Source organism: Shewanella sp. HN-41 (assembly GCF_000217915.1).
GTDB lineage: Bacteria > Pseudomonadota > Gammaproteobacteria > Enterobacterales > Shewanellaceae > Shewanella.
The window spans coordinates 19441-40871 of sequence record NZ_AFOZ01000030.1 but is presented as its reverse complement, the minus strand read 5'-3'; the positions used below and the strand labels follow the sequence as shown (position 1 = coordinate 40871).

General features: G+C 47.4%; 17 protein-coding genes and 1 pseudogene. 9 read left to right on the top strand and 9 right to left on the bottom strand.

Translation table 11 applies throughout. The annotated features are described in order from the left end of the window. Window positions 1-80: 80 nt before the first annotated feature. From SOHN41_RS11385 to SOHN41_RS11370, 4 genes and pseudogenes are all read left to right on the top strand, one after another. Window positions 81-938: a DUF6279 family lipoprotein gene (locus SOHN41_RS11385; RefSeq protein WP_007649015.1), complete on the top strand. Its 858-nt coding sequence runs from the start codon at window positions 81-83 to the stop codon at window positions 936-938. Window positions 939-1021: 83 nt separating this feature from the next. After that, window positions 1022-1616: pseudogene (locus SOHN41_RS11380) on the top strand (DoxX family protein). 119 nt (window positions 1617-1735) lie between these two features. Next, window positions 1736-2284: an NAD(P)H nitroreductase gene (locus SOHN41_RS11375; RefSeq protein WP_007649010.1), complete on the top strand. Its 549-nt coding sequence runs from the start codon at window positions 1736-1738 to the stop codon at window positions 2282-2284. A 28-nt stretch (window positions 2285-2312) separates the two neighbouring features. After that, window positions 2313-2810 carry a GNAT family N-acetyltransferase gene (locus tag SOHN41_RS11370; RefSeq protein ID WP_007649008.1) on the top strand — a complete coding sequence of 166 codons (498 nt, stop codon included), beginning with the start codon at window positions 2313-2315 and terminating at the stop codon, window positions 2808-2810. 89 nt (window positions 2811-2899) lie between these two features. Here SOHN41_RS11370 and SOHN41_RS11365 read toward each other — a convergent pair whose 3' ends face one another. The 9 genes from SOHN41_RS11365 to SOHN41_RS11325 all read right to left on the bottom strand — a co-directional run bounded on the left by SOHN41_RS11365 (window position 2900) and on the right by SOHN41_RS11325 (window position 13604). Further along, a complete protein-coding gene (locus SOHN41_RS11365; protein WP_007649007.1) occupies window positions 2900-3556 on the bottom strand; it encodes a CoA transferase subunit B in 657 nt (218 codons plus the stop codon). Window positions 3557-3620: 64 nt separating this feature from the next. Beyond that, a complete protein-coding gene (locus tag SOHN41_RS11360) occupies window positions 3621-4325 on the bottom strand; it encodes a CoA transferase subunit A (protein ID WP_007649006.1) in 705 nt (234 codons plus the stop codon). A 37-nt stretch (window positions 4326-4362) separates the two neighbouring features. Then, on the bottom strand, window positions 4363-5292 hold the full coding sequence (locus SOHN41_RS11355) for a hydroxymethylglutaryl-CoA lyase (protein WP_007649005.1): 930 nt from the start codon (window positions 5290-5292) through the stop codon (window positions 4363-4365). Window position 5293: 1 nt separating this feature from the next. Continuing rightward, window positions 5294-7339 carry an acetyl/propionyl/methylcrotonyl-CoA carboxylase subunit alpha gene (locus SOHN41_RS11350; protein WP_007649004.1) on the bottom strand — a complete coding sequence of 682 codons (2046 nt, stop codon included), beginning with the start codon at window positions 7337-7339 and terminating at the stop codon, window positions 5294-5296. Beyond that, window positions 7340-8197 (bottom strand): enoyl-CoA hydratase-related protein, encoded by an 858-nt coding sequence (locus SOHN41_RS11345; protein WP_007649003.1) that lies wholly within the window; start codon window positions 8195-8197, stop codon window positions 7340-7342. 63 nt (window positions 8198-8260) lie between these two features. Beyond that, window positions 8261-9868, bottom strand: a complete 1608-nt coding sequence (locus SOHN41_RS11340) for a carboxyl transferase domain-containing protein (RefSeq protein WP_007649002.1) — start codon at window positions 9866-9868, stop codon at window positions 8261-8263. Between the two features lie 107 nt (window positions 9869-9975). Next, on the bottom strand, window positions 9976-11145 hold the full coding sequence (locus SOHN41_RS11335; RefSeq protein WP_007649001.1) for an isovaleryl-CoA dehydrogenase: 1170 nt from the start codon (window positions 11143-11145) through the stop codon (window positions 9976-9978). 145 nt (window positions 11146-11290) lie between these two features. Beyond that, entirely contained in the window at window positions 11291-11698 is a 408-nt protein-coding gene (locus SOHN41_RS11330) for a MerR family transcriptional regulator (RefSeq protein WP_007649000.1), read from the bottom strand. A 238-nt stretch (window positions 11699-11936) separates the two neighbouring features. Continuing rightward, window positions 11937-13604 carry a L,D-transpeptidase family protein gene (locus tag SOHN41_RS11325; protein ID WP_007648999.1) on the bottom strand — a complete coding sequence of 556 codons (1668 nt, stop codon included), beginning with the start codon at window positions 13602-13604 and terminating at the stop codon, window positions 11937-11939. Window positions 13605-13837: 233 nt separating this feature from the next. On the opposite strand from SOHN41_RS11325, the gene SOHN41_RS11320 reads away from it, so the two are divergent. The 5 genes from SOHN41_RS11320 to SOHN41_RS11300 all read left to right on the top strand — a co-directional run bounded on the left by SOHN41_RS11320 (window position 13838) and on the right by SOHN41_RS11300 (window position 21366). Further along, window positions 13838-15742: a propionyl-CoA synthetase gene (locus tag SOHN41_RS11320; RefSeq protein WP_083820773.1), complete on the top strand. Its 1905-nt coding sequence runs from the start codon at window positions 13838-13840 to the stop codon at window positions 15740-15742. Window positions 15743-16046: 304 nt separating this feature from the next. Further along, the gene (gene sugE / locus SOHN41_RS11315) at window positions 16047-16361 is read left to right on the top strand and encodes a quaternary ammonium compound efflux SMR transporter SugE (protein WP_007648997.1); all 315 of its coding nucleotides are present in this window, start codon (window positions 16047-16049) and stop codon (window positions 16359-16361) included. 206 nt (window positions 16362-16567) lie between these two features. Next, on the top strand, window positions 16568-18094 hold the full coding sequence (gene gndA / locus SOHN41_RS11310; RefSeq protein WP_007648996.1) for an NADP-dependent phosphogluconate dehydrogenase: 1527 nt from the start codon (window positions 16568-16570) through the stop codon (window positions 18092-18094). A 682-nt stretch (window positions 18095-18776) separates the two neighbouring features. After that, entirely contained in the window at window positions 18777-20891 is a 2115-nt protein-coding gene (locus SOHN41_RS11305) for a S8 family serine peptidase (RefSeq protein ID WP_007648995.1), read from the top strand. A gap of 10 nt (window positions 20892-20901) precedes the next feature. After that, window positions 20902-21366: a hypothetical protein gene (locus tag SOHN41_RS11300; protein ID WP_007648994.1), complete on the top strand. Its 465-nt coding sequence runs from the start codon at window positions 20902-20904 to the stop codon at window positions 21364-21366. Window positions 21367-21431 lie beyond the last annotated feature (65 nt).

Here is a 21431-nt window from a genome sequence, read left to right as displayed (position 1 = left end):
AAAACAATGGTATATACCCAAGCAACTTTTATATCAGTTCCAATGTCTTAAAAAAATATGTCTAGGATGGATTACTCTGTATGAAAAAAAGCGTGTTGCTACTGGTGTTATTGTTAGGGCTAACGGCGTGTTCGACTAAACTCAGTTACCATTTTATCGACTGGGCCATAGGTTGGGAGCAGGAGGACTATGTTACCTTAGACGACGCCCAGCAAGAGGCATTCGATGCGCTGATCGAAAAGTTTGTTCTATGGCATCAATCTAAAGAGTTATCCCACTATGTAGTCCAGTTAACTGAAATCGAAACTCTCATTAAAACTAACACGTTAACGCCACTGCTGTGGGCTGAGCATGTGGATATTGCTAAACGGCATTGGTTTAGATTGTTTGAGTTTGCTTTGCCAGAGTTGTTACCTATCATCCAATCGCTGAACGATGTTCAGGTGAAGCAAATCCTTGCTAAATTGCGTCAAGATGAGCAGGAGTTAGTCAAAGAGTTTGCGGGTAAATCCCAGCAACAACTGCAACAAGAGGCGGATGAAAACCTTCAAGGGCAGTTTAAGGACTGGCTAGGTAGTGTGAGCACCGAACAAAAGGCACTGATCCACCAATATAATCAACAGCGTTTGTCTACCTTAGATATGTGGCTAGAGTACCGTCATGAGTGGCTGCGTCAGTTTGAAGTCGCCCTAGGACAACGCGCCGATAGGGTGCTGCTAACCGAGCGTTTGACATTCTTAATGACGCAACCAGATGAGCTTAAGTCTGAAAAACATAGAACATTTTTACGCAAAAATACCGAATCATTCGGGACTCTGATGCTGACGATAAACAGCAGTCTATCGGAAAAACAGTCCAAGCATTTCTATAAAAAACTCAATAAGCTTATTCAAGATCTCACCGAGTTAAATCAAGAAGCCCTCGAAAAAGAATCCTAGGCGTTGAAAGATTTATTGATATTAAGGGGTCTAATCTGCAAGCCAATATAACAATTTAAGAGATAACGACCTTGAAACGCATCATGCCGCTTACCGCTCTCTATCAAAAGCTACTCAATCTAAGCCGCTATCTTGAAGGCTTAGCCCCTTTAGCTCTGAGGATTTATCTTGCCCCTGTATTGCTGCAGGCGGGGTATAACAAGCTTTCACATTTTGAAGACACAGTCGCTTGGTTTGCTAATCCCGATTGGGGCCTAGGCCTGCCAATGCCCGCGTTAATGGCCACCCTCGCCGCAGGGACCGAGTTTTTTTGGGGCCATCTTATTACTGCTTGGGCTGGCGACTAGGCTGATTTCTATCCCCTTAATGATCACTATGTTAGTCGCCGCTTTTACTGTGCATTGGCCAAATGGGTGGTTAGCCATCGCCGATGGCAGCTCTTGGCTCGCCAATGAAAGAGTGCTTGAGGCGGGGGATAAGCTCGCTAAAGCAAAGGATATTTTGCAAGAGCATGGCAATTACGACTGGTTAACGAGTTCGGGTAATTTGGTGGTACTCAACAATGGGATCGAGTTTGCTATCACCTATTTTATTATGCTGCTTGCTCTCTTTACCTTAGGCGGTGGTCGTTACACTAGTCTAGATTATGTGATAGCTAAACGCTTTGGGGTGATATAAAAGCGTATTATCCGTGGACTCAAAACATAAAATCCTACCCAAGCGGTGGGATTTTTTATACCCCTTGCTGCACAATTTGCTATGCTTTACCCCAATTTATATCGAACTAGGATAATAACTTGGACGCTCTCGAACTCTTACTCACCCGCCAGTCAACGCCACGACTCACTGCCCCAGCGCCAGATGCAAGCCAACTAAAAGTCATCTTAGATGCCGCTATCCGTGTGCCTGATCACGGTGCCTTAGCGCCGTGGGAGTTTATTATTGCCACTGGCGAGGGGCTTGAAACCTTAGCCGATATTTTTGTCAATGCCGCACAAGCGAGTGGCGCGGATGAGGATTTTATTCATAAAGCCAAGGGGATGCCGATGCGTGCACCTATGGTGATTACTGTGGCCGCGAAAACCCAGGTGCATCCTAAAGTGCCAGTCCTAGAGCAGCAAATCGCTGCGGGCTGTGCAACGATGGCAATGCAGCAGGCAGCCTTTGCCTTGGGACTGGGCGCAGTGTGGCGTACCGGCGACTTTGCCTTCGATGCGAATGTGAATGCGGCATTAGGCCTAAAGGCAGAGGATCAAATCGTCGGATTTTTATATGTAGGCACGCCAGCCGTCGCAGCACCTAAAAAACCACAGAGGGATGGCAGTCAGTACGCCCGTTACCTATAAAATATTTAGTCTTTAGTGGAGAAATCCTATGCAAGTTGCCCGCACACCAAGGTTAATTCTACGGCAGTTAGTGCCAGAGGATGCTTCTTTCATCCTAGTGTTACTCAATAGCCAAGGGTTTATCGATAATATCGGGGACAAAGGTGTCCGTACCTTGAATGATGCTAAGGAGTATATCACCCATGGTCCGATGACCAGCTATGCCGAGCAGGGATTTGGGTTGTATGCAGTGGTGCTTGCGGAGAATGGATTTCAAATAGGGATCTGTGGCTTAATCAAAAGACCCACACTCGAGCATGTCGATTTAGGTTATGCCTTTTTGCCACAATATTGGGGCAAAGGTTACGCCTTCGAGGCGGCACAGGCGTCCCTCGCGCTGGGTAAACAACTGGGCATTGAGCGTATAGTCGCTATTGTTAGCTCACATAATGAGGCATCAAAGGCGCTGTTGAATAAATTAGGACTTAAATTTGAGGCTCAGTTACAACTGACTCCCGAAGATGCACCAGTAGAACTATTTTGTTAATGCATTTGTTTAGGTGACAGGGAATAAAAGCGAGCCGAGTAAAAGCCCAGAACCGTTCGCTGGGCTGTTAGATGATCTAAGCTTTGCCGTTAGAAGGTCATTTCTGGCACATGTGCTGGTACGATTAACTTACCTGCGGTTTTGCTGATGATTTCTTCAACGCTCACGCCGGGGGCGCGCTCTAAGAGGTGGAAGGCTCCATCCTTAATCTCGATAAAGGCTAGATCTGTCACTACGCGTTTAATGCAACCATAGCCCGTCAAGGGCAATTCACACACGGGTAGCAGCTTGGAATTGCCGTATTTATCGGCGTGCATCATAGTCACGATAATATTCTCGGCACCAGCCACTAGGTCCATCGCTCCCCCCATCCCTTTGATCAACTTGCCTGGGATCATCCATGAGGCGATGGAGCCGTTGACATCGACCTCGAATGCGCCCAGCACCGTTAAATCCACATGGCCGCCGCGGATCATGGCAAAGCTTTCCGCCGAGGAGAAAAACGAGGCGCCTTTGACTGCGGTGACCGTTTGTTTGCCCGCGTTAATTAAATCGGGGTCGATAGTCTCTTCGGTGGGGAATTCACCCATACCGAGTAGGCCGTTTTCCGATTGCAGCATCACTTCCATCCCTTCAGGAATGTAGTTTGCGACCAGTGTTGGAATACCAATACCGAGGTTGACGTAATAGCCGTCTTTTAATTCTTTGGCGACGCGCTGAGCCAGTTGTTCTCTTGATAATGCCATGATATCTATCCTTTAACTCTTGGGATCTAAGTGTCTCTTGCGTTAATCGTATCGTTGGTTGCGCTTATTTAGCGGCTTTTACCGTGCGTTGCTCGATACGTTTCTCGAAGGTGCCTTGAATAACACGATCAACATAGATGCCCGGTGTGTGGATATGATCTGGATCTAACTCGCCCGGCTCGACAATAAATTCGGCTTCGACCACAGTGATTTTGCCCGCGGTTGCCATCATAGGATTAAAGTTGGCGGCGGTTTTACGGAATACGAGATTACCCATAGTATCGGCTTTCCAGGCGCGTACTAACGCAAAATCGGCGGTAAGGGATTCTTCTAGCACATAATGACGCCCTTTGATTTCACGGGTTTCCTTACCTTCGGCAACAGGTGTGCCGTAGCCTGTAGCGGTGAAAAATGCCGGAATGCCTGCGCCACCTGCACGGATTTTTTCTGCTAATGTGCCTTGGGGAGTCAAAATCACGTTCAGTTCACCCGAGAGCATTTGCTGTTCAAAGGTGGCGTTCTCGCCCACGTAAGAGGCGATCATAGTGGCGATTTGGTGATGTTTTAGCAGTAAGCCTAGGCCGAAATCGTCAACGCCAGCATTGTTCGATATCGCCGTTAATCCTTTAACACCCATCTTAACCATTTGATTGATTAAGCCTTCTGGAATACCGCATAGGCCGAAGCCGCCGACCATAATAGTCATGTCGTCCGATAATCCGGCTAACGCCGCTTCATAGCTGCTGACGACTTTATTGAGTCCTGACATTGTATTTCCTCTTCTTGTTATTCGAGCCCAATAATTTCTAGATTTTAGATGCTTGTAATATTGCGTTCGCGACTTTTGAGCCATTTTTACGATTCAACTGCGTGCTGATCTCTTGCCCCGCCAGCGCCAACTTGTGGAGATCTATATCAGTCTCTAATCCCATACCGTGCAGCATATAGACTAAGTCTTCGGTAGCAAGATTACCCGAGGCGCCTTTAGCATAGGGGCAACCACCAAGGCCTGCAACGGAGGAATCAAATACCCGTACGCCTAAGTCTAAGCAGGCCAAAATATTGGCTAACGCTTGGCCATAGGTGTCGTGAAAGTGCAGCGCCAGTTTATCTACGGGCACGCGCTCGCAGACCGTTTGCAGCATTCTACGGGCTTTTTGCGGAGTGCCTACGCCGATAGTGTCGCCGAGTGAGATTTCATAGCAGCCCATTTTGTAAAGAACTTCAGACACGCGGGCCACTTCACTAACGGCAATCTCACCCTCATAGGGACAACCTAGGACGCATGAAACATAACCACGAACTGGGATGTTGTGTGCTTTTGCTAATTCTATCAAAGGGATAAAACGTTCAATCGACTCTTCTATCGAACAGTTGATATTGCGTTGGCTAAAGCTTTGGGAAGCGGCACCAAATATTGCCACCTCGGATGCGTTTGCATCTAGAGCCAGCTCAAAGCCTTTAACATTGGGCGTGAGCGCACTGTACACCACACCGTTTTGACGTTTAATCTGCTTTAATACCTGTGCTGAATCCGACATTTGTGGCACCCATTTCGGTGAAACAAAACTGCCTGCTTCAATCCGCTTAAGTCCCGCATCCGCAAGGGACTCAATCAAGGCGATTTTAGCCGCAGTTGGTACGGCAACTTCGTTTTGCAAGCCGTCGCGCGGCCCCATTTCGAAGATGCTGACCTTGTCCGATACCGAGTGAGCGTCAATGCTGAACAGTGACATGTTAGACTTCCTTAGCCGTTTGTGACTCAGGCTCAGACGCCAGCGATACCGCCTCTAACGGTTCAACGTTGAGTAGCGTGGCACCATCTGTAACCAGCTCGCCTGCCTTAAAGTAAAACTCACTTACTATGCCATCGAAGGGCGCTTCTATGGTGTATTCCATCTTCATGGCTTCCATCACTAGTAGCCCTTGGCCCGCTTTCACTTGGGTTCCCACATCGACTAAATGGGTGACCACAGTACCATTCATCGGGGCCTTTAATTTGTCGGCATTGCTCACTTGTTCTTCCACAACAACGGTTTGCACCGCCTTAAAGTGATAGCTGCCTGAGGGCAAAAAGAGTGTAAAGTCATCACCTTGTGAACTGACCGGGATTTTACTCTTGTGGCCGTTGATTTCCGCTAGTAGCAGATCCTGTTTTAGCTCGCCACTGAGTAACCACGTTTGCCCATGCAAGGGCAATTGGTACGTGTCGCCTAAGTCTAGCATCACCAATTGTTGTAATTCATGGGCGTCATTGAGCAGGGCGATGCTGTGTTGGCTGCAGCTATTGAGTCTAAAACCACTGACTTGGCCCCAAGGCGAATAGGGATCGGCACTGTTGAGCGCCTGCGCTTTGGCGGCTTCTTTGCGGGCAAGCACTTGATACAGCGCGGCAAAGGCAATGGCATTGTCGGCTTCGCTCGATGGACTGCCGATAAGGGCATCACCATAACGGCCGATAAAGTCGGTGCTAAAGTCGGCATTGGCAAATGCGGGGTGCTCGGCAATGTTCGCCAAAAACTCGATATTGTGCTTAAGACCACTGATTTGGTAGGACTCGAGAGCGTGCACTAAGCGCTGCAGGGCGCGCGGACGAGATTCATCCCAGACAATCAGTTTGGCGATCATAGGATCGTAGAAGTTACTGATCACATCGTTTTCACGAATACCCGAATCGATACGCACATGTTTGCTTTGCTCGGGCTCTCGCAAAAAGTTGAGTTTACCGCTGGCGGGTAAAAACGCATTCTGCGGATCTTCCGCGTAAATACGCACCTCAAAGGAGTGGCCATGGATGCGCACTTCCTCCTGCTTGAGTGGCAGGGGTTGGCCGCTAGCTACCATCAATTGCCATTTGACTAAGTCCTGGCATGTGACCATTTCTGTTACTGGATGCTCAACCTGCAGGCGGGTGTTCATCTCCATAAAATAGAAGCTGTTGTCTGTGTCTAACAGGAATTCCACAGTACCCGCGCCAACATAATCGATGGCTTTGGCTGCGGCAACGGCGGCTTCACCCATCTGGGTGCGCAGTGCATCGCTTAATCCAGGTGCTGGGGCTTCTTCCACCACTTTTTGGTGGCGACGCTGGATGGAGCAATCGCGATCCGATAAGTAAATGGCATTACCGAAGGTGTCGGCAAAGACCTGCACTTCCACATGGCGAGGTTTAAGTAAATAACGCTCCATCAATAACTTATCATTACCGAAAGAGGACGCGGCTTCACGGCGCGCCGAGTTAACGGCCTCCATGATTTCGTTTTCATTTTCGACGATACGCATGCCTTTACCACCGCCGCCGTAAGCCGCTTTGATAAGCATAGGGAAGCCGATTTTTAACGCCTCGGCTTTTAGGGTCGCATCGCTTTGGTCATCGCCGTGATAACCCGGTACTAAGGGCACATTCGCGGCCGTCATAATGGCTTTTGCGGCACTCTTACTGCCCATGGCATCTATGGCGTCGCTACCTGGGCCAACAAAGACAATGCCAGCCGCTTCACATTGACGGGCGAAGCCTGCGTTTTCAGACAAAAAACCGTAACCAGGGTGAATGGCTTGTGCACCGGATTTTTTCGCTATATCAATAATTAAATCGCCTTTGAGATAGGAGTCCGCTGGTGCGCTGCCGCCTAAATAGAAGGATTCATCGGCCATAGCCACATGGCGGGCGTTTTTATCGGCATCGGAATACAGGGCAACGGTGCGAACGCCCATGGCCTGAGCGGTCTTGATAATGCGACAGGCGATTTCACCCCGGTTAGCAATCAATAACTTAGTAAACATTTAATGTGCTCCTTGGGTATCATTTGGCGCTGACGTGCTTGAGTGTGCTTGTTGCCAGTTTGGCTGACGTTTCTCAAAGAAGGCGTTTAGGCCTTCTTGGCCCTCGGTCGATACCCGAATGCGGGCGATACGTTCGCTGGTGTAATCAATAGTGTTTTGATCTATCACACCATCTTCGAGACGTGACAGTAAGGTTTTGACCCATGCCATGCCCTGTGGGCTATTGGCGAGCAGGGCTTCAATAATTGGCTTAGCGGCAGAGTCTAAGTCGTCGCTTACCTCATGGATCACATTCAGCTTGAGGGCCATCTCCGCACTAAAACGCTCGGCGGTGAGCATGTAGCGGCGCGATGCACGGTTACCCATAGCACGGGCAACATAGGGGCTAATGACGGCGGGAATTAATCCAAGTTTTACTTCACTTAAGCAGAAGCTTGCACGGGTGGTTGCGATGGCGATATCGCTGGCGCAAATCAGCCCTAGGGCGCCACCAAAGGCTGCGCCTTGTACCAGTGCAATGGTGGGCTTAGGGAATTGATCTAAATCCTGCATCAATTTAGCTAAGGCTTTGGCATCATTTAAATTTTGCTCAAAGTCCATCTTAGCTTGCTTGCGCATCCAATTGAGATCGGCACCTGCACTGAAATTTTTGCCATTGGCTTTGAGTATCAACACTTGGCAATCTTGGTGCGTGGCAAAATAGCCAAGCACGGTAATCATCTCGCTAATCATCACTTCGTCGAAGGCATTGTGGACATCGGCGCGATTTAGGATAAGTTCGGCAACGCCGTTATTGAGCGCATAGCTCACATGCTGCAACTGGCTTAAGTCGTGCGTTGTCGTTTGGGTGTCTGTCATGGTTCTTTCCTATCTTATCTATCTGTTCAAGTATGTGGTCAAGGCATGGATAAGATGCGCTGTTTACATACGGAACACGCCAAAGCGGGTGTCTTCGATAGGGGCATTTAATGCCGCCGATAGGGCAAGGCCAACGACATCACGGGTTTGCGCTGGGTCGATAATGCCGTCATCCCATAAACGAGCGCTGGCATGGTACGGGTGACCTTCTTTATCGTACTGGGCAATAATCGGCGCTTTAAAGGCTTTTTCATCCTCAATTGACCATTGCTCACCCTTACGGGCTAAACCGTCGCGGCGAACCGTGGCGAGTACGCCGGCGGCCTGTTCGCCACCCATCACTGAAATGCGAGCATTAGGCCACATCCACATCATGGTCGGTTCGAATGCTCGGCCACACATGCCGTAGTTACCCGCGCCGTAGCTGCCGCCGATAATCACAGTGAATTTAGGCACATTGGCACAGGAAACCGCCGTCACCATCTTAGCACCGTGTTTGGCTATGCCTTCGTGTTCGTACTTTTTACCCACCATAAAGCCGGTGATATTTTGCAGGAACAGCAGCGGAATTTTGCGCTGGCAGCACAGTTCAATAAAGTGGGCACCTTTTTGCGCCGACTCAGAGAACAGAATGCCGTTGTTGGCGACAATGCCGACTGGGTAGCCGTGAATACGGGCAAAACCACACACTAAGGTTGCACCATAGTTAGCTTTAAATTCATCAAAATCAGAGTTATCGACAATACGGGCGATCACTTCTTTGACATCGAAGGGTTTTTTCAAGTCGGTGCCTACAATGCCATACAGTTCGCTAATATCGAACTTAGGTGGTTTGGCTGGGCTCAGTAGACTCTTGATCTCTTTTTGATGGTTTAAGCGCGACACAGCGCGGCGGGCAAGTTCTAAGGCGTGTTCATCGTTTTGGGCTAAATGGTCAGCCACACCGGAAATTTTAGTGTGCACTTCGGCGCCACCAAGTTCCTCGGCACTGACTTCTTCACCCGTGGCCGCTTTGACTAATGGCGGGCCGGCTAAGAAGATAGTGCCTTGTTCTTTAACGATAATAGATTCATCCGCCATGGCGGGTACATAGGCGCCGCCCGCGGTACATAGGCCCATGACCACGGCAATTTGTGGGATACCCTTGGCCGACATTTGCGCTTGATTGTAAAAGATGCGGCCGAAATGGTCGCGGTCGGGGAAGACTTCATCTTGGCGGGGCAGGTTAGCACCGCCCGAGTCGACTAAATAGATGCAAGGCAAGTGGCAACGGCTGGCAATGTCTTGGGCACGAAGGTGTTTTTTAACGGTGATCGGGTAGTAAGTCCCGCCTTTAACCGTTGCATCGTTGGCGATGATCATGCACTCGACACCGCTCACACGGCCAATACCGGCGATAATGCCGGCTGCGGGCACTTCTTCATCGTAGACTTCAAACGCCGCAAATTGCGATAGTTCTAAAAACGGTGAGCCGGCATCGAGCAATTTCTCAACCCGCTGACGGGGCAGTAATTTACCGCGGGATAAATGACGCTCCAGTGCGACGGGGCCACCGCCGAGTTCAATTTTGGCAAGTTTAGTTTTGAGATCGACCACGAGGGCGGCCATATCCGCGGATTTAGCTTTAAATTCATCGCTGCGGGCGTTAATACGACTGCTTAATTGCGTCACTTTGGTTGTCCTTCTCAAGCGGAAATTCGGTGTTTAGGGCTATCGACTTTGAGGGTTTATCGATGCATAGGGCTAATGGTGCATTGTGTCCATTAGCCCTATGGCGACTATTTAGTCTCGTTAAATAGCTCGCGGCCAATCAGCATACGGCGAATTTCAGAGGTACCTGCACCGATTTCATAGAGCTTGGCATCGCGCAATAAACGGCCGGTGGCATATTCGTTGACGTAACCGTTACCGCCGAGCAGTTGAATCGCATCCAGTGCCATTTTGGTCGCTAACTCGGCACTATAGAGGATGGCGCCCGCCGCATCTTTACGGGTGGTTTCACCGCGATCGCAGGATTTGGCCACGGCATACACATAGGATTTTGCGGCATTCATGCCAGTGTACATATCGGCTAGTTTGCCTTGTACCAATTGGAACTCACCGATGGATTTACCAAACTGCTCACGCTCGTGGATGTAAGGCACCACGATATCCATGCAAGCGCTCATGATCCCAAGTGGGCCGCCAGACAACACGACACGCTCGTAATCTAGGCCACTCATCAGCACTTTAACGCCGTTGTTAAGGCCGCCAAGAATGTTTTCCTCTGGCACTTCGACATCTTCAAAGACCAGTTCACAGGTGTTAGAGCCGCGCATGCCGAGTTTGTCGAGTTTTTGTGCTTGGCTAAAGCCCTTAAAACCACGCTCGACGATAAAGGCGGTGATACCGTGTGCACCTTTGGTTAGGTCAGTTTTCGCGTAAATCACATAGGTGTTAGCATCGGGGCCGTTAGTGATCCACATCTTATTGCCGTTGAGGATATAACGATCGCCTTCCTTGCGGGCGTGGAGCTTCATCGAAACAACGTCAGAACCTGCGTTTGGCTCACTCATGGCGAGGGCGCCAATATGCTCGCCGCTGACCAGTTTTGGCAGATACTTAGCCTTTTGCGCCGCATTACCGTTACGGTTGATTTGATTCACACACAGGTTTGAGTGGGCGCCGTAGCTTAGGCCGATGGAGGCCGAGGCACGGGAGATTTCTTCCATGGCAACGACGTGGGCAAGGTAGCCCATGTTGGCACCACCAAACTCTTCTGGTACTGTCACGCCGAGTAGACCCATACCGCCTAGGACTGGCCAGATCTCATTGGGGAAGGCATTGTCGTGATCCACTTTCGCGGCGATGGGGGCGATTTCGTTTTTGGCAAAATCCTGTACTGCATCGCGTAACATATCGACGTCTTCGCCAAGGCCAAAATTGAGACTAGTGTAGAGTGAGTTCATTGCTTGTGTCCTATCTGAGATTCTAATTTATAATTTTTATATGATTAGGTGCTTGAGTCGTTGTTTAGTCTTACTGGGCCAATGTTCTCCCTTGTACCTTGGCCGAGCCATGTTAATGCGGCAGCTATGCCGTGGTTGCTATCCCTTAGGCTTTAACGGCTTGACTTTCTTCCAAGGCGAGGCGACATTGCTGCTCGGCGGAATTAAGCTCCATTAACACGACTTTGATATCGTCCATTTGCTGCTGCAGCGCCGATTTTTTCTCTTCGACTAGGGCCAGCATAGTGTTGAGTTGGGTCGTGCTGCTTTTATCTGCATCGTATAATTCGAACAGACGGCGGGTTTCGGCCAGGGAGAAACCTAAGCGTTTACCACGTAAAATAAGCTTGAGGCGAACCCTGTCTTTGAGACTATAAATTCGAGTTTGGCCGCGACGTTTAGGCTTGAGTAAACCTTGGTCTTCGTAGAAACGAATGCTTCGCGTAGTGATATCAAACTCTTTGGAGAGATCACTTATCGAATAAGTCGTTTGGGCCGTGGTAGTTGCGCTCATTCATGCACCTTGGTTAATCATTTTTAAGCAAGATATATGAAGTTTACGTAAAGGTAAAGATTGCGATAAAGTCAGTTCAGTTTTTTTGTCAATTCTACTTGCCACTTTGAGTGGGTTAGAGAACCTAATTGAATGATTATATAGGGTTATATGTGGTTTGTGGCGATGAGGGTCTTGCAGCGTCACCCGCTATCGCAGGTGACGCTGTCAATCATAGCTCCAGAGGTCATGCAACCATCTATTCAATGATATTGAGCAAACCATCCCTAGCGAGTACGGCATCATAGGTTGGGCGATTAAGGGCCTCAATTAGTACCGGATCGCGCTGGTAAATATCGTTATAGAATCTGAGTTTTCCTTCTCGAGTGCTGACCGTCCAATACATGATGAGGATATCCAGCGGCTCATCGAGGAAGATATTTTCAGTTTTACCCTCGGCGAGCTTTTCGCTCAGTGATGTCGGTGTCCAGTTGGCATTAGCGTTGAGGAGTTTATCCGCGAGCACCAATGGATCTTTGACCCGGATACAACCATGACTAAAGGCTCTGTCTGTACGCTCAAATAGATTTTTTGACGGTGTATCGTGTAGATAGATTGCATATTGGTTTGGGAAGATAAATTTTATCTGGCCAAGTGAGTTATCATCCCCAGGCTGCTGCACAAACCAATAGGGAAAGCTTTTTGCGTTTACCGTTTGCCAGTCGATATTATCGACGTTAACGGGTGTGCCTGAGCCTTCAACCACATTAAAGCGTTTTTTCTTTAGGTAATCTGGATCTTTCTTTAAATGGCCGATAATTTCGGGAAAGATACTGCGTGGTACTGTCCAAGTGGGATGGACGACGAGGTATTTAAGTTTTGATTTAAAAAGCGGTGTTTTTGTATCTACCTTTCCAATAATGATGTCCGTGCGCCAATTCAGGGTGTTGTCCTTAAAGAGTAAGAGTTCGTAGCCTGCTAAGTTAACAATCAAATAGTTTTCTTTTAGGTTGGCAGATAGCCAACGGGCGCGCTCTAAGTTAATGCGGATCTGCTCCACACGGCGTGCATAGGGCACATTTAGCGCCGCCATAGTTCCTGCTCCAATGACACCATCGGCTTTAAGGCTATGGTCAGTTTGGAACCGCCGGATCCTATTCTCCATCCCTTTATCGTATGTTGTGATAGCTGCATTATCGGCTGTGGTTTCATCGAGATAACCCAGCTCGGACAGTCTTTTGTCTATGGCGGAGAGGCTGGGGTGGCTCGTCCCCGGTTTGATAATCTCAGAATAAGGAATGGCAGTGAAGGAATAACGCTTGGCGAGCTCTCGATATTGGGCAAGGTAGCGTTTTAATGCATGGTAGGGGGCAATATTAGGTGCTAGCCCTGCAATGGCATCCGCAACCGTATGTGACTGAATATGTGTCTCAAGTTGCTTTAATGTGGTGTCAAAATCGAGGTGAGTCTCGTCATAATTCCATGTTTTACCGAGCATGCTGGGGTTAATTTTGCCATTCAGCAAATGGATGGCATAGGTGATGATCCCATCTGTTAGCAGGATTTCAAATACATTGCTCTGATATTCATCTTGCCAGTTTGTTGCTGTGAGCTGGCTGTACAACGCCATGAGTTGTGAGTAGTGATAGTCTTCTTTCGATAAGCCTTCATCGTCGGCATTCTTGATCACATTGAGCAGAGTGCCAGCATAGTCTCTGTCATTCCAGAGGGGATCATATTGACGGACTTGATAGATCCGTGAAAGCAATTTGGCGCTGATGATTTGAGTGTTATCGATTTTGGCTCGTTCACCAATGGAAATCGGTTCGAGGAGTGCTTCAAGTTGTTGGGATGATGCCTGACTTGGGGACGCTAGTAAGCTGCACAGCAAACATAGATAGAGTTTAAGCTGGTGGTATTTCGCCATAATGCGTATTTCTTCCCGTGAAAAAATCCATTTAAGACATAAGATTAAGTGGATGCTCTAGGTTCAGCAAGACCCATTTCCATTATTTATTGCCCCAATCTGGTTAAATAGTCATTGGCTATATCCCTTAGTCTAATGGGGGAATAATGCGTTGCGAGTCATAATCATCCACGGGAAGGAAGGGGAAAATGTCATCTATGGTACACATAGATGAGCTCATGATGGGAGGCCTTATGACAGATGTGGCACAACAATTACATCAAGCATCGATAGAGAATAAATCCGAATTTTGGCAACAAGCAGCCAAGGCACTCGATTGGGTAACACCCAGTAAGCAGATATTAGATGAAAGCCATGCGCCATTTTATCGCTGGTTTAGTGATGGGGAATTAAACACTTGTTATAACGCCATTGATAGGCACATTTTAGTGGGGTGTGGAGAGCATATCGCCATCCATTATGTCAGTCCTGTGACTGAAACCGAATACAGCATTACCTATAACGAGCTGCTCGCGCAGGTATCTCGGCTCGCCGGATATTTAACGAGTATTGGTGTGACTAAGGGTGACCGAGTGGTGATTTACATGCCTATGGTGCCCGAAACCGCCTACGCCATGCTGGCCTGTGCTCGGATTGGCGCGATTCATTCGGTGGTTTTTGGTGGTTTTGCCGCCAATGAGTTAGCCACACGTATCAATGATGCCAAGCCAAAATTGGTGATGTCGGCATCCTGTGGTATTGAGCCATCTGGGGTTGTGCCCTATAAGCCTTTGTTAGATAAAGCATTAAATGAGGCAGAACATAAAGTTAACCATTGTTTGATTTTAAATCGACCTCAATATGAGGCGCAGATGCAAGCGGGGCGGGATAACGATTGGCAATCTGCGGTTGTGGGGTGTGACAGTGTCGATTGTGTGGCCGTAAATGCAACCGATCCGCTTTATGTGCTTTATACCTCGGGTACGACGGGGCAACCTAAAGGTGTCGTTAGGGACAATGGCGGCCATGCCGTGGCCTTGGCTTGGTCAATGACCCATATCTACGACATTGGCAGAGGCGATGTGTTTTGGGCCGCATCCGATGTGGGTTGGGTAGTGGGGCATTCATATATTGTCTATGGACCCTTATTGGTCGGGGCGACCACCTTATTATACGAAGGTAAACCCGTTGGGACTCCAGATCCGGGCGCCTTTTGGCGTACGATTGCGAAATATAAAGTGAAAAGCTTCTTCACTGCCCCCACGGCTATCAGAGCCATCAAGCGGGAAGACCCCGATGCAGACTATGTCAAAGATGTCGATCTAACCTGTTTGAAAAACGTATTTTTAGCCGGGGAGCGCTGTGACCCCGATACCTTACATTGGGCCGAGGCCAAGTTGAATAAGCCAGTGATCGATCACTGGTGGCAAACTGAAACCGGCTGGCCAGTGGCCGCTAATCTGATGGGTACCGCGCCAATTGCCGTGAAAGCGGGATCGCCAGGTAGGCCCGTTCCAGGGTATCAAGTCGATGTGGTCGATGAATTAGGTGAAAAAGTTGCCGCCAATGTATCGGGTAATGTGGTGATCAAATTACCACTCCCTCCCGGCACTCTAACGACCCTCTGGCAGAATGATAAACGCTATCAAGACAGTTATTTATCTATGTATCCGGGCTATTATCTCACGGGCGATGCGGGCTATATGGATGAGGATGGTTATTTGTACATTATGAGTCGTATCGATGACATCATTAATGTGGCTGGCCATAGGTTATCGACGGGGCGCTTTGAGGAGGTGCTGTGTCAACACCCCGATGTGGCCGAGGCTGCAGTGATTGGCGTTGATGATAAGCTCAAAGGCCAAGTTCCCTTGGGATTAGTGGTGCTTAAAAAGGGAGTGACTATCAGCGATGAAGAATTGCATAAACAGCTGATTAGTTTAGTGCGTCAAGAAATAGGCCCCGTTGCCTCCTTTAGATTGGTGAGCGCTATTCAAAAATTACCTAAAACTCGCTCTGGAAAAATCCTACGTGGGACTATGCGTAAAATTGCCGATAATCAGCAATTTACCGCGCCAGCGACCATTGAAGATCCCCAAACTTTGGACTTAGTGCGCACGACCTTAACCCGTATGGGGTACGCCGATGCTTTAGTGTAACTGCTTGGGAGCATCGTTATATCAAAGCGATAGCCAAGGCTACAGGTTGGCTATCGCTTTTTCTTGCCGATATTTGTCTGCAAAGATTGATACTCAGGTGATAGGTTTGCTAGGCTAGTGCACTCATTGTCGCACTTTGGCTTTACTTTAGACTCAAAACCGCAAAGTGCCGCGGATGAAATCTAGCAGCGTTTAGATCCCTGATTGGTTACTCTGGGCGCGCATGGTCACACGTCAAATGGCTTAGGGACGACCCTAAAACGCCTTATCTAACATGGGGACGACCCCTTTTGGGGAGTTCACTATGAGCTGGTTTTTATTAGTGCTAGCAGGTCTTTTCGAGATTGGTTGGGCTATTGGCCTTAAATATACCGAAGGTTTTAGTCGTTTGTGGCCAAGTATCTTTACAGTGTCGTCCATGGTGGTGAGTGTCTTGCTATTGGGGATTGCCGTTAGGCAATTACCCATAGGCACAGCCTATGGTGTGTGGGTGGGCATTGGTGCCATGGGGACGGCAATTGCAGGCGTTATCCTGTTTGGAGAAGGTGTTAGCCTACTTAAAATGGCCAGTTTGTTACTCATTCTATTGGGCGTTTTAGGGCTTAAGTTGGCTCACTAGGTGTCCATAAACGGGTCAATACACGTATCACTTGAGCTAAGTTTTAACTCGCCAGTTTTGCAATATGGAATTGGCAATCTCAGTCTCATCGAGATTGTCAATCGTATGCATCGCCTTTTCTCTCTGGTAATTAAGTTACAAAGATCGGTATAATTGCCCCTCAAAATTGGTTAGTTCTAACCTCTGTGACCCGTGGGAATTATATAATGCAAAACCACAGCAATCTTAATGATATCGGCGTAATTGGCCTTGGCGTTATGGGTAAAAACCTCGCGCTAAACATCGCGGATAATCAATATCACGTCAGCGCATTTGACCTCGATCCTGTTAAAGTTAATGGTGTTATACAGCAAGAAAAATTGGAACGCGCTGGACTCGAACCTCGTATTCTTGGTTGTGCTAATCTTACTGAAATGTTAGCCAGTCTCACAAAACCCCGCATTCTTGTGCTTTCTGTTCCCGCCGGTGCACCTGTGGATGGTGTTTGTAGTGCCTTGATTTCTGCCGGAATTGAGTCCGACGATATTGTTATCGATACAGGTAACAGCCTATGGACTGACACTGTCGAGCGTGAAGCGCGTTACAAAGGTCAGTTTGTATTTTTCAGCTCGGCGGTTTCGGGCGGTGAAGTCGGTGCGCGTTTCGGTCCATCACTTATGCCAAGCGGTGATATTGTTGCATGGCATCACGTTGCTCCTATTTGGAAAGCCATTGCCGCTAAGGTTGATGGGAGTACAGGTTTACCCATAGAGCGCTTCGAACCGGGCAATCCAGTGACAGAAGGCGAGCCATGCACCACTTATATTGGTCCTGCGGGTTCTGGCCATTATGTGAAGATGGTGCACAACGGTATTGAATACGCTGATATGCAGTTGATTTGTGAGGCATATCAACTATTGCATGACGGTTTAGGTATGAGCGCTGCAGAAGTGGGCGATGTGTTTGAACGCTGGAACAAAGGCAGCTTGAACAGCTATTTGATGGGGATCAGTGCCGAAGTCTTAAAACAGGCCGATCCATTAACGGGTAAACCGTTGGTGGAAATGATCTTAGATAAAGCGGGCCAAAAAGGCACAGGCTTGTGGACTGCGGTAAGCAGTTTACAAATAGGTTGTCCGGCGCCGACGATTGCTGAAGCTGTGTATGCTCGCGCCGTGAGTACTCAAAAATCCCTACGTCTACAACTCAGCCATAAATTGGCTGGGCCAAATATGCCTGCTATCGATAATGCGCAAAAAATGCTATTGATTGAGGCCCTTGAAAGCGCATTATATTGCGCAAAAGTCTGTTGTTATGCCCAAGGCTTCCAGTTGATGGCGATGACGGCCCATGAACAACAATGGCAGTTAGATTTTGCGCAAATTGCAAAAATTTGGCGGGCGGGTTGTATTATTCGGGCGACTTTCTTGCAATCAATTACCCAAGCCTATGAAGCCAATGCCGATCTTAGCAATCTGTTGATGGCGGACAGCTTTGCAACGGCCTTATCTGAAAAGCAAGGTCAATGGCGCACAGCGGTTGCTGCAGCCGTGATGCAAGGTATTCCTGCACCTTGTATTAGTTCTGCTCTGGCCTATTACGATAGTTACCGCTGCGAAACATTACCAGCGAACTTGCTTCAAGGTCAGCGGGACTTTTTCGGTGCTCACACCTTTGAGCGTATTGATACGCCAGCGGGTGAAAAATATCACTTAGATTGGAGTGCAAAAGAGCGCACCTTAACAAAGCTTTAATACCGAATAAACGTTGCATATCTAAAAAAGCCTTCAAACTTGAAGGGCTTTTTTGTTATTGGCAGTATTTCGATGTTATTTATTCCCTTATCAATAATTAATAGTTATTTACTGGGTTAAATAATAATTAATGGGTGGTTGAAAATGAATATTACGTATTTAATTTTATAATCAATCCGCTGAATGTACTATTTTTCAGGTTAGTAATGATTAATTTATGGTCGGATTTATATATCATTAATACGGTATTTCATTCTATAAATAGTTGACTGTATGTCATATGGTAATAAGTTTCTTTAAAAGTGTAATTAATTATGTTTAATTTCATATCTTTTGAGGCTAATTGATATGATGACTGTTTTTTGATGGCGTATGCATCATAAGCGATTATTTATATTGAATTTTTAGCTTGCTTTTATTTCTTGGTGTAATCATTTTTATTTTGTTTTTTTGTGAATAATTTGTCATTAAATCAAGATATTTAGTCGGGCGTATCGTTTATTTTTATTTTGACAAGGTCGTTACTTGTGTTAAAAGGTCTGCATCACGCCGAGGATGTATGTTAATTATTATGGCGTGAAAAATAATTAAAATAACAGAATTTGGTACGGAATAATTGTGCTTAAATCACGATTATCTAACACTGAATTATAAGATGTAATGACAAGAAGGAATGTCTATCATGCGTATGTCCATTGTTGCATTAAGCATCACGGCTGCCTTATTAGCAGGTTGTGGAAGTGATAAAAAGACCCCTGAGCCTGTGGCTAAGGTCAACACTGCACCCACTACTGCTGATATGGTCATTGATGTATCGCAATCTATATTATTCTCCGGTAAGTTGGATGCAACCGATGCTGAAGGTGGGTTAACTTATTCTTTGGTTGATCCCGCAGATTTAAAATTAGGTACCTTAACCTTAGTCAACAAAAATACCGGTGAATTTACCTATGAGTCCGATGCGAGTGAGGGCACCGAAGTCGTTCGATTTAAAGTGTCTGATGGTCAGCTACAGGCCGAAGCCAATCTGACGATCAATATTAAGCATGGCGATCCACTATTTGCCTATCAATGGCACTTAAAAAACACAGGGCAGAATGCATTTGCGGCGAACCGCGGTATTGCCGGTGAAGATATGAATGTGAGCGGTGCGATCTCACAACAGGTTATGGGACAAGGTGTCACCGTTGCCGTAGTGGATGATGGCTTAGAAATTACCCATTCGGATCTGATGAACAATACCGTAAATGGTGGCTCATATAATTTAATCACCGGCACTGTGGACCCAACACCTTTCTCCGGTAAGTCGGGCCACGGTACTGCGGTTGGCGGTATTATTGCCGCCGAAGGCTGGAATGGTATCGGTGGACGAGGTGTTGCCCCTAAGGCTAAATTGATTGGTTTTAACTTCCTCGATTCAGACCCGACGGGTAAAGTGGCAAATGTGCAAACATTTGAAAACTTTACTAAATCACATGGTGCCAGTGCCTATAGTGATCAAGCCCGCGTATTTAACCAAAGTTATGGTTATAGCGTACCCTTCCCACATGGTTTTGATGAGGATGAAACGGAAGTTTACCAGGATATAGCGACTCAAAGCTTCGGTGGTAAAGGCAGTATTTTTGTAAAATCTGCGGGTAATGGTTATGACTATTATCGTTTCCGTACTTTCTGGTTACCTGGGGATTATTTCTCGGCAACGGCAGAAAATCCTGCTAACCATGGCTTGCCTTTCCATAACTCCAACATGTCGAGTGATAATGCTAACGTCTATAACTTAGTGGTGAGTGCTATCAACGCTAAGGGAGAATTATCGAGTTATTCCTCTGTGGGCTCCAACATTTTTGTGACGGCTCCAGGCGGGGAATATGGTGAAGATAATCCTGCGATTGTCACGACAGATCGTATGGGATGTGAGAATGGCTCAGCGATTGCTGAAGATCGACCAAGTACACCATTCCACGGTGGATTACATCCCCTAAATCCAAACTGTGATTACACTTCAACGATGAATGGTACTTCGTCCGCCGCGCCTAATACTTCCGGTGCAGTGGCAGTGATCATGAGTGCAAATCCAGATTTGACCTGGCGCGACGTTCGCCATGTGCTGGCTAAAACCTCAACTAAAGTGGATGCGGATATTGTTGCTAAAACAGTCACTATCGGTGACGGTGAAGCGGCGCCAGAATATGTGGCGATTCCTGCTTGGCAGCAAAATGCGGCAGGCTTTTCGTTCCATAACCTCTATGGTTTTGGCCGTGTAAATGTGAGTGAGGCCGTCAAACTGGCTAAATCCTATGCAGAGGATTTAGGGGAGTACGTGGTAACGCAGTGGCAAGCAAGCCAAGAATTGGTAAAAGCTATTCCAGATGCGGATGTTAATGGGGTTAGCGATACTCTAGACGTGGCGGATGATTTAGTGATCGAAGCGGTACAAATTGAGTTAACTGCCGATCACTTACGTCTACCCGATCTGGCCGTTGAGCTTATTTCGCCTGCAGGTACTAAGAGTGTATTAATGACACCCTATAACGGTCTAGTGTACCAAGGTGTGATGGATAAGAATGACCCTGAAGATCTTGTGGCTGGTTTTGATGCAACCCCTATGTTGTCAAATGCCTTCTATGGCGAGTCATCAAAGGGTGAATGGACCATTAAATTAATTGATGTGAATAGCGGTAGCTATCGATTTATCAAGTACGACCAAGGCTATATTTCTATTCCTAACGAAGCTGATGGCAAGCTAAAAGGCTGGTCAATTCGTTTCCATGGCCATGTTGCCAAGTCTGCATCTTAAGGAGTATTAGATGAAAACATTGAATTTATCATTAGTTGCAGTTGCACTTTCATTATCTGCACAAGCGATGGCACATAACAAAGTCGAGCTGACTGAACCTCAAACAGAGTCTAAAGGTGTTCAGGTGAGCCGAGCCGAGTTTTTGGGCACAGATACCCAGTACTACGTCAAAACTGAGACCGGCATTAAACAAGCTAAGCAATTGGTTAAAGGTCAAAAAGTAGTGACTCAGTCGGGCACGCCTTTTGCTGAAATCACGGGTAAGTTAGTGGTCAAGTTAAAGCCTAGTGTTTCTGCGGCTGACTTTGCTAAGGTCCATGGGCTGAAAGTCGATTGGCAAAATAACAACAACTTACTGCTGCTGGCAGCAGAAGAGGGAACCGATCTTATGGGCCTTCTGCAAACCCTGAAAGCTTTTCCCGAAGTGGAGCGTGCTAAGTTAGATCGAGCTCTTGCTAAGCAAGAAATCCAATAAGCTACGCTGTGATGAAAGTTGAATAAAAGGGCCGAAAGGCCCTTTATTTTTGTCTAACCATGTAA

What these genes read in the sequence shown, in the direction of transcription:
- SOHN41_RS11385 (WP_007649015.1), top strand. Translation starts at nt 81, where the DNA reads ATGAAAAAAAGCGTGTTGCTACTGGTGTTATTGTTAGGGCTAACGGCG.
- SOHN41_RS11370 (WP_007649008.1), top strand. Translation starts at nt 2,313, where the DNA reads ATGCAAGTTGCCCGCACACCAAGGTTAATTCTACGGCAGTTAGTGCCA.
- SOHN41_RS11365 (WP_007649007.1), bottom strand. Translation starts at nt 3,556, where the DNA reads ATGGCATTATCAAGAGAACAACTGGCTCAGCGCGTCGCCAAAGAATTA.
- SOHN41_RS11360 (WP_007649006.1), bottom strand. Translation starts at nt 4,325, where the DNA reads ATGTCAGGACTCAATAAAGTCGTCAGCAGCTATGAAGCGGCGTTAGCC.
- SOHN41_RS11355 (WP_007649005.1), bottom strand. Translation starts at nt 5,292, where the DNA reads ATGTCACTGTTCAGCATTGACGCTCACTCGGTATCGGACAAGGTCAGC.
- SOHN41_RS11350 (WP_007649004.1), bottom strand. Translation starts at nt 7,339, where the DNA reads ATGTTTACTAAGTTATTGATTGCTAACCGGGGTGAAATCGCCTGTCGC.
- SOHN41_RS11345 (WP_007649003.1), bottom strand. Translation starts at nt 8,197, where the DNA reads ATGACAGACACCCAAACGACAACGCACGACTTAAGCCAGTTGCAGCAT.
- SOHN41_RS11335 (WP_007649001.1), bottom strand. Translation starts at nt 11,145, where the DNA reads ATGAACTCACTCTACACTAGTCTCAATTTTGGCCTTGGCGAAGACGTC.
- SOHN41_RS11330 (WP_007649000.1), bottom strand. Translation starts at nt 11,698, where the DNA reads ATGAGCGCAACTACCACGGCCCAAACGACTTATTCGATAAGTGATCTC.
- SOHN41_RS11325 (WP_007648999.1), bottom strand. Translation starts at nt 13,604, where the DNA reads ATGGCGAAATACCACCAGCTTAAACTCTATCTATGTTTGCTGTGCAGC.
- SOHN41_RS11320 (WP_083820773.1), top strand. Translation starts at nt 13,838, where the DNA reads ATGACAGATGTGGCACAACAATTACATCAAGCATCGATAGAGAATAAA.
- sugE (WP_007648997.1), top strand. Translation starts at nt 16,047, where the DNA reads ATGAGCTGGTTTTTATTAGTGCTAGCAGGTCTTTTCGAGATTGGTTGG.
- gndA (WP_007648996.1), top strand. Translation starts at nt 16,568, where the DNA reads ATGCAAAACCACAGCAATCTTAATGATATCGGCGTAATTGGCCTTGGC.
- SOHN41_RS11305 (WP_007648995.1), top strand. Translation starts at nt 18,777, where the DNA reads ATGCGTATGTCCATTGTTGCATTAAGCATCACGGCTGCCTTATTAGCA.
- SOHN41_RS11300 (WP_007648994.1), top strand. Translation starts at nt 20,902, where the DNA reads ATGAAAACATTGAATTTATCATTAGTTGCAGTTGCACTTTCATTATCT.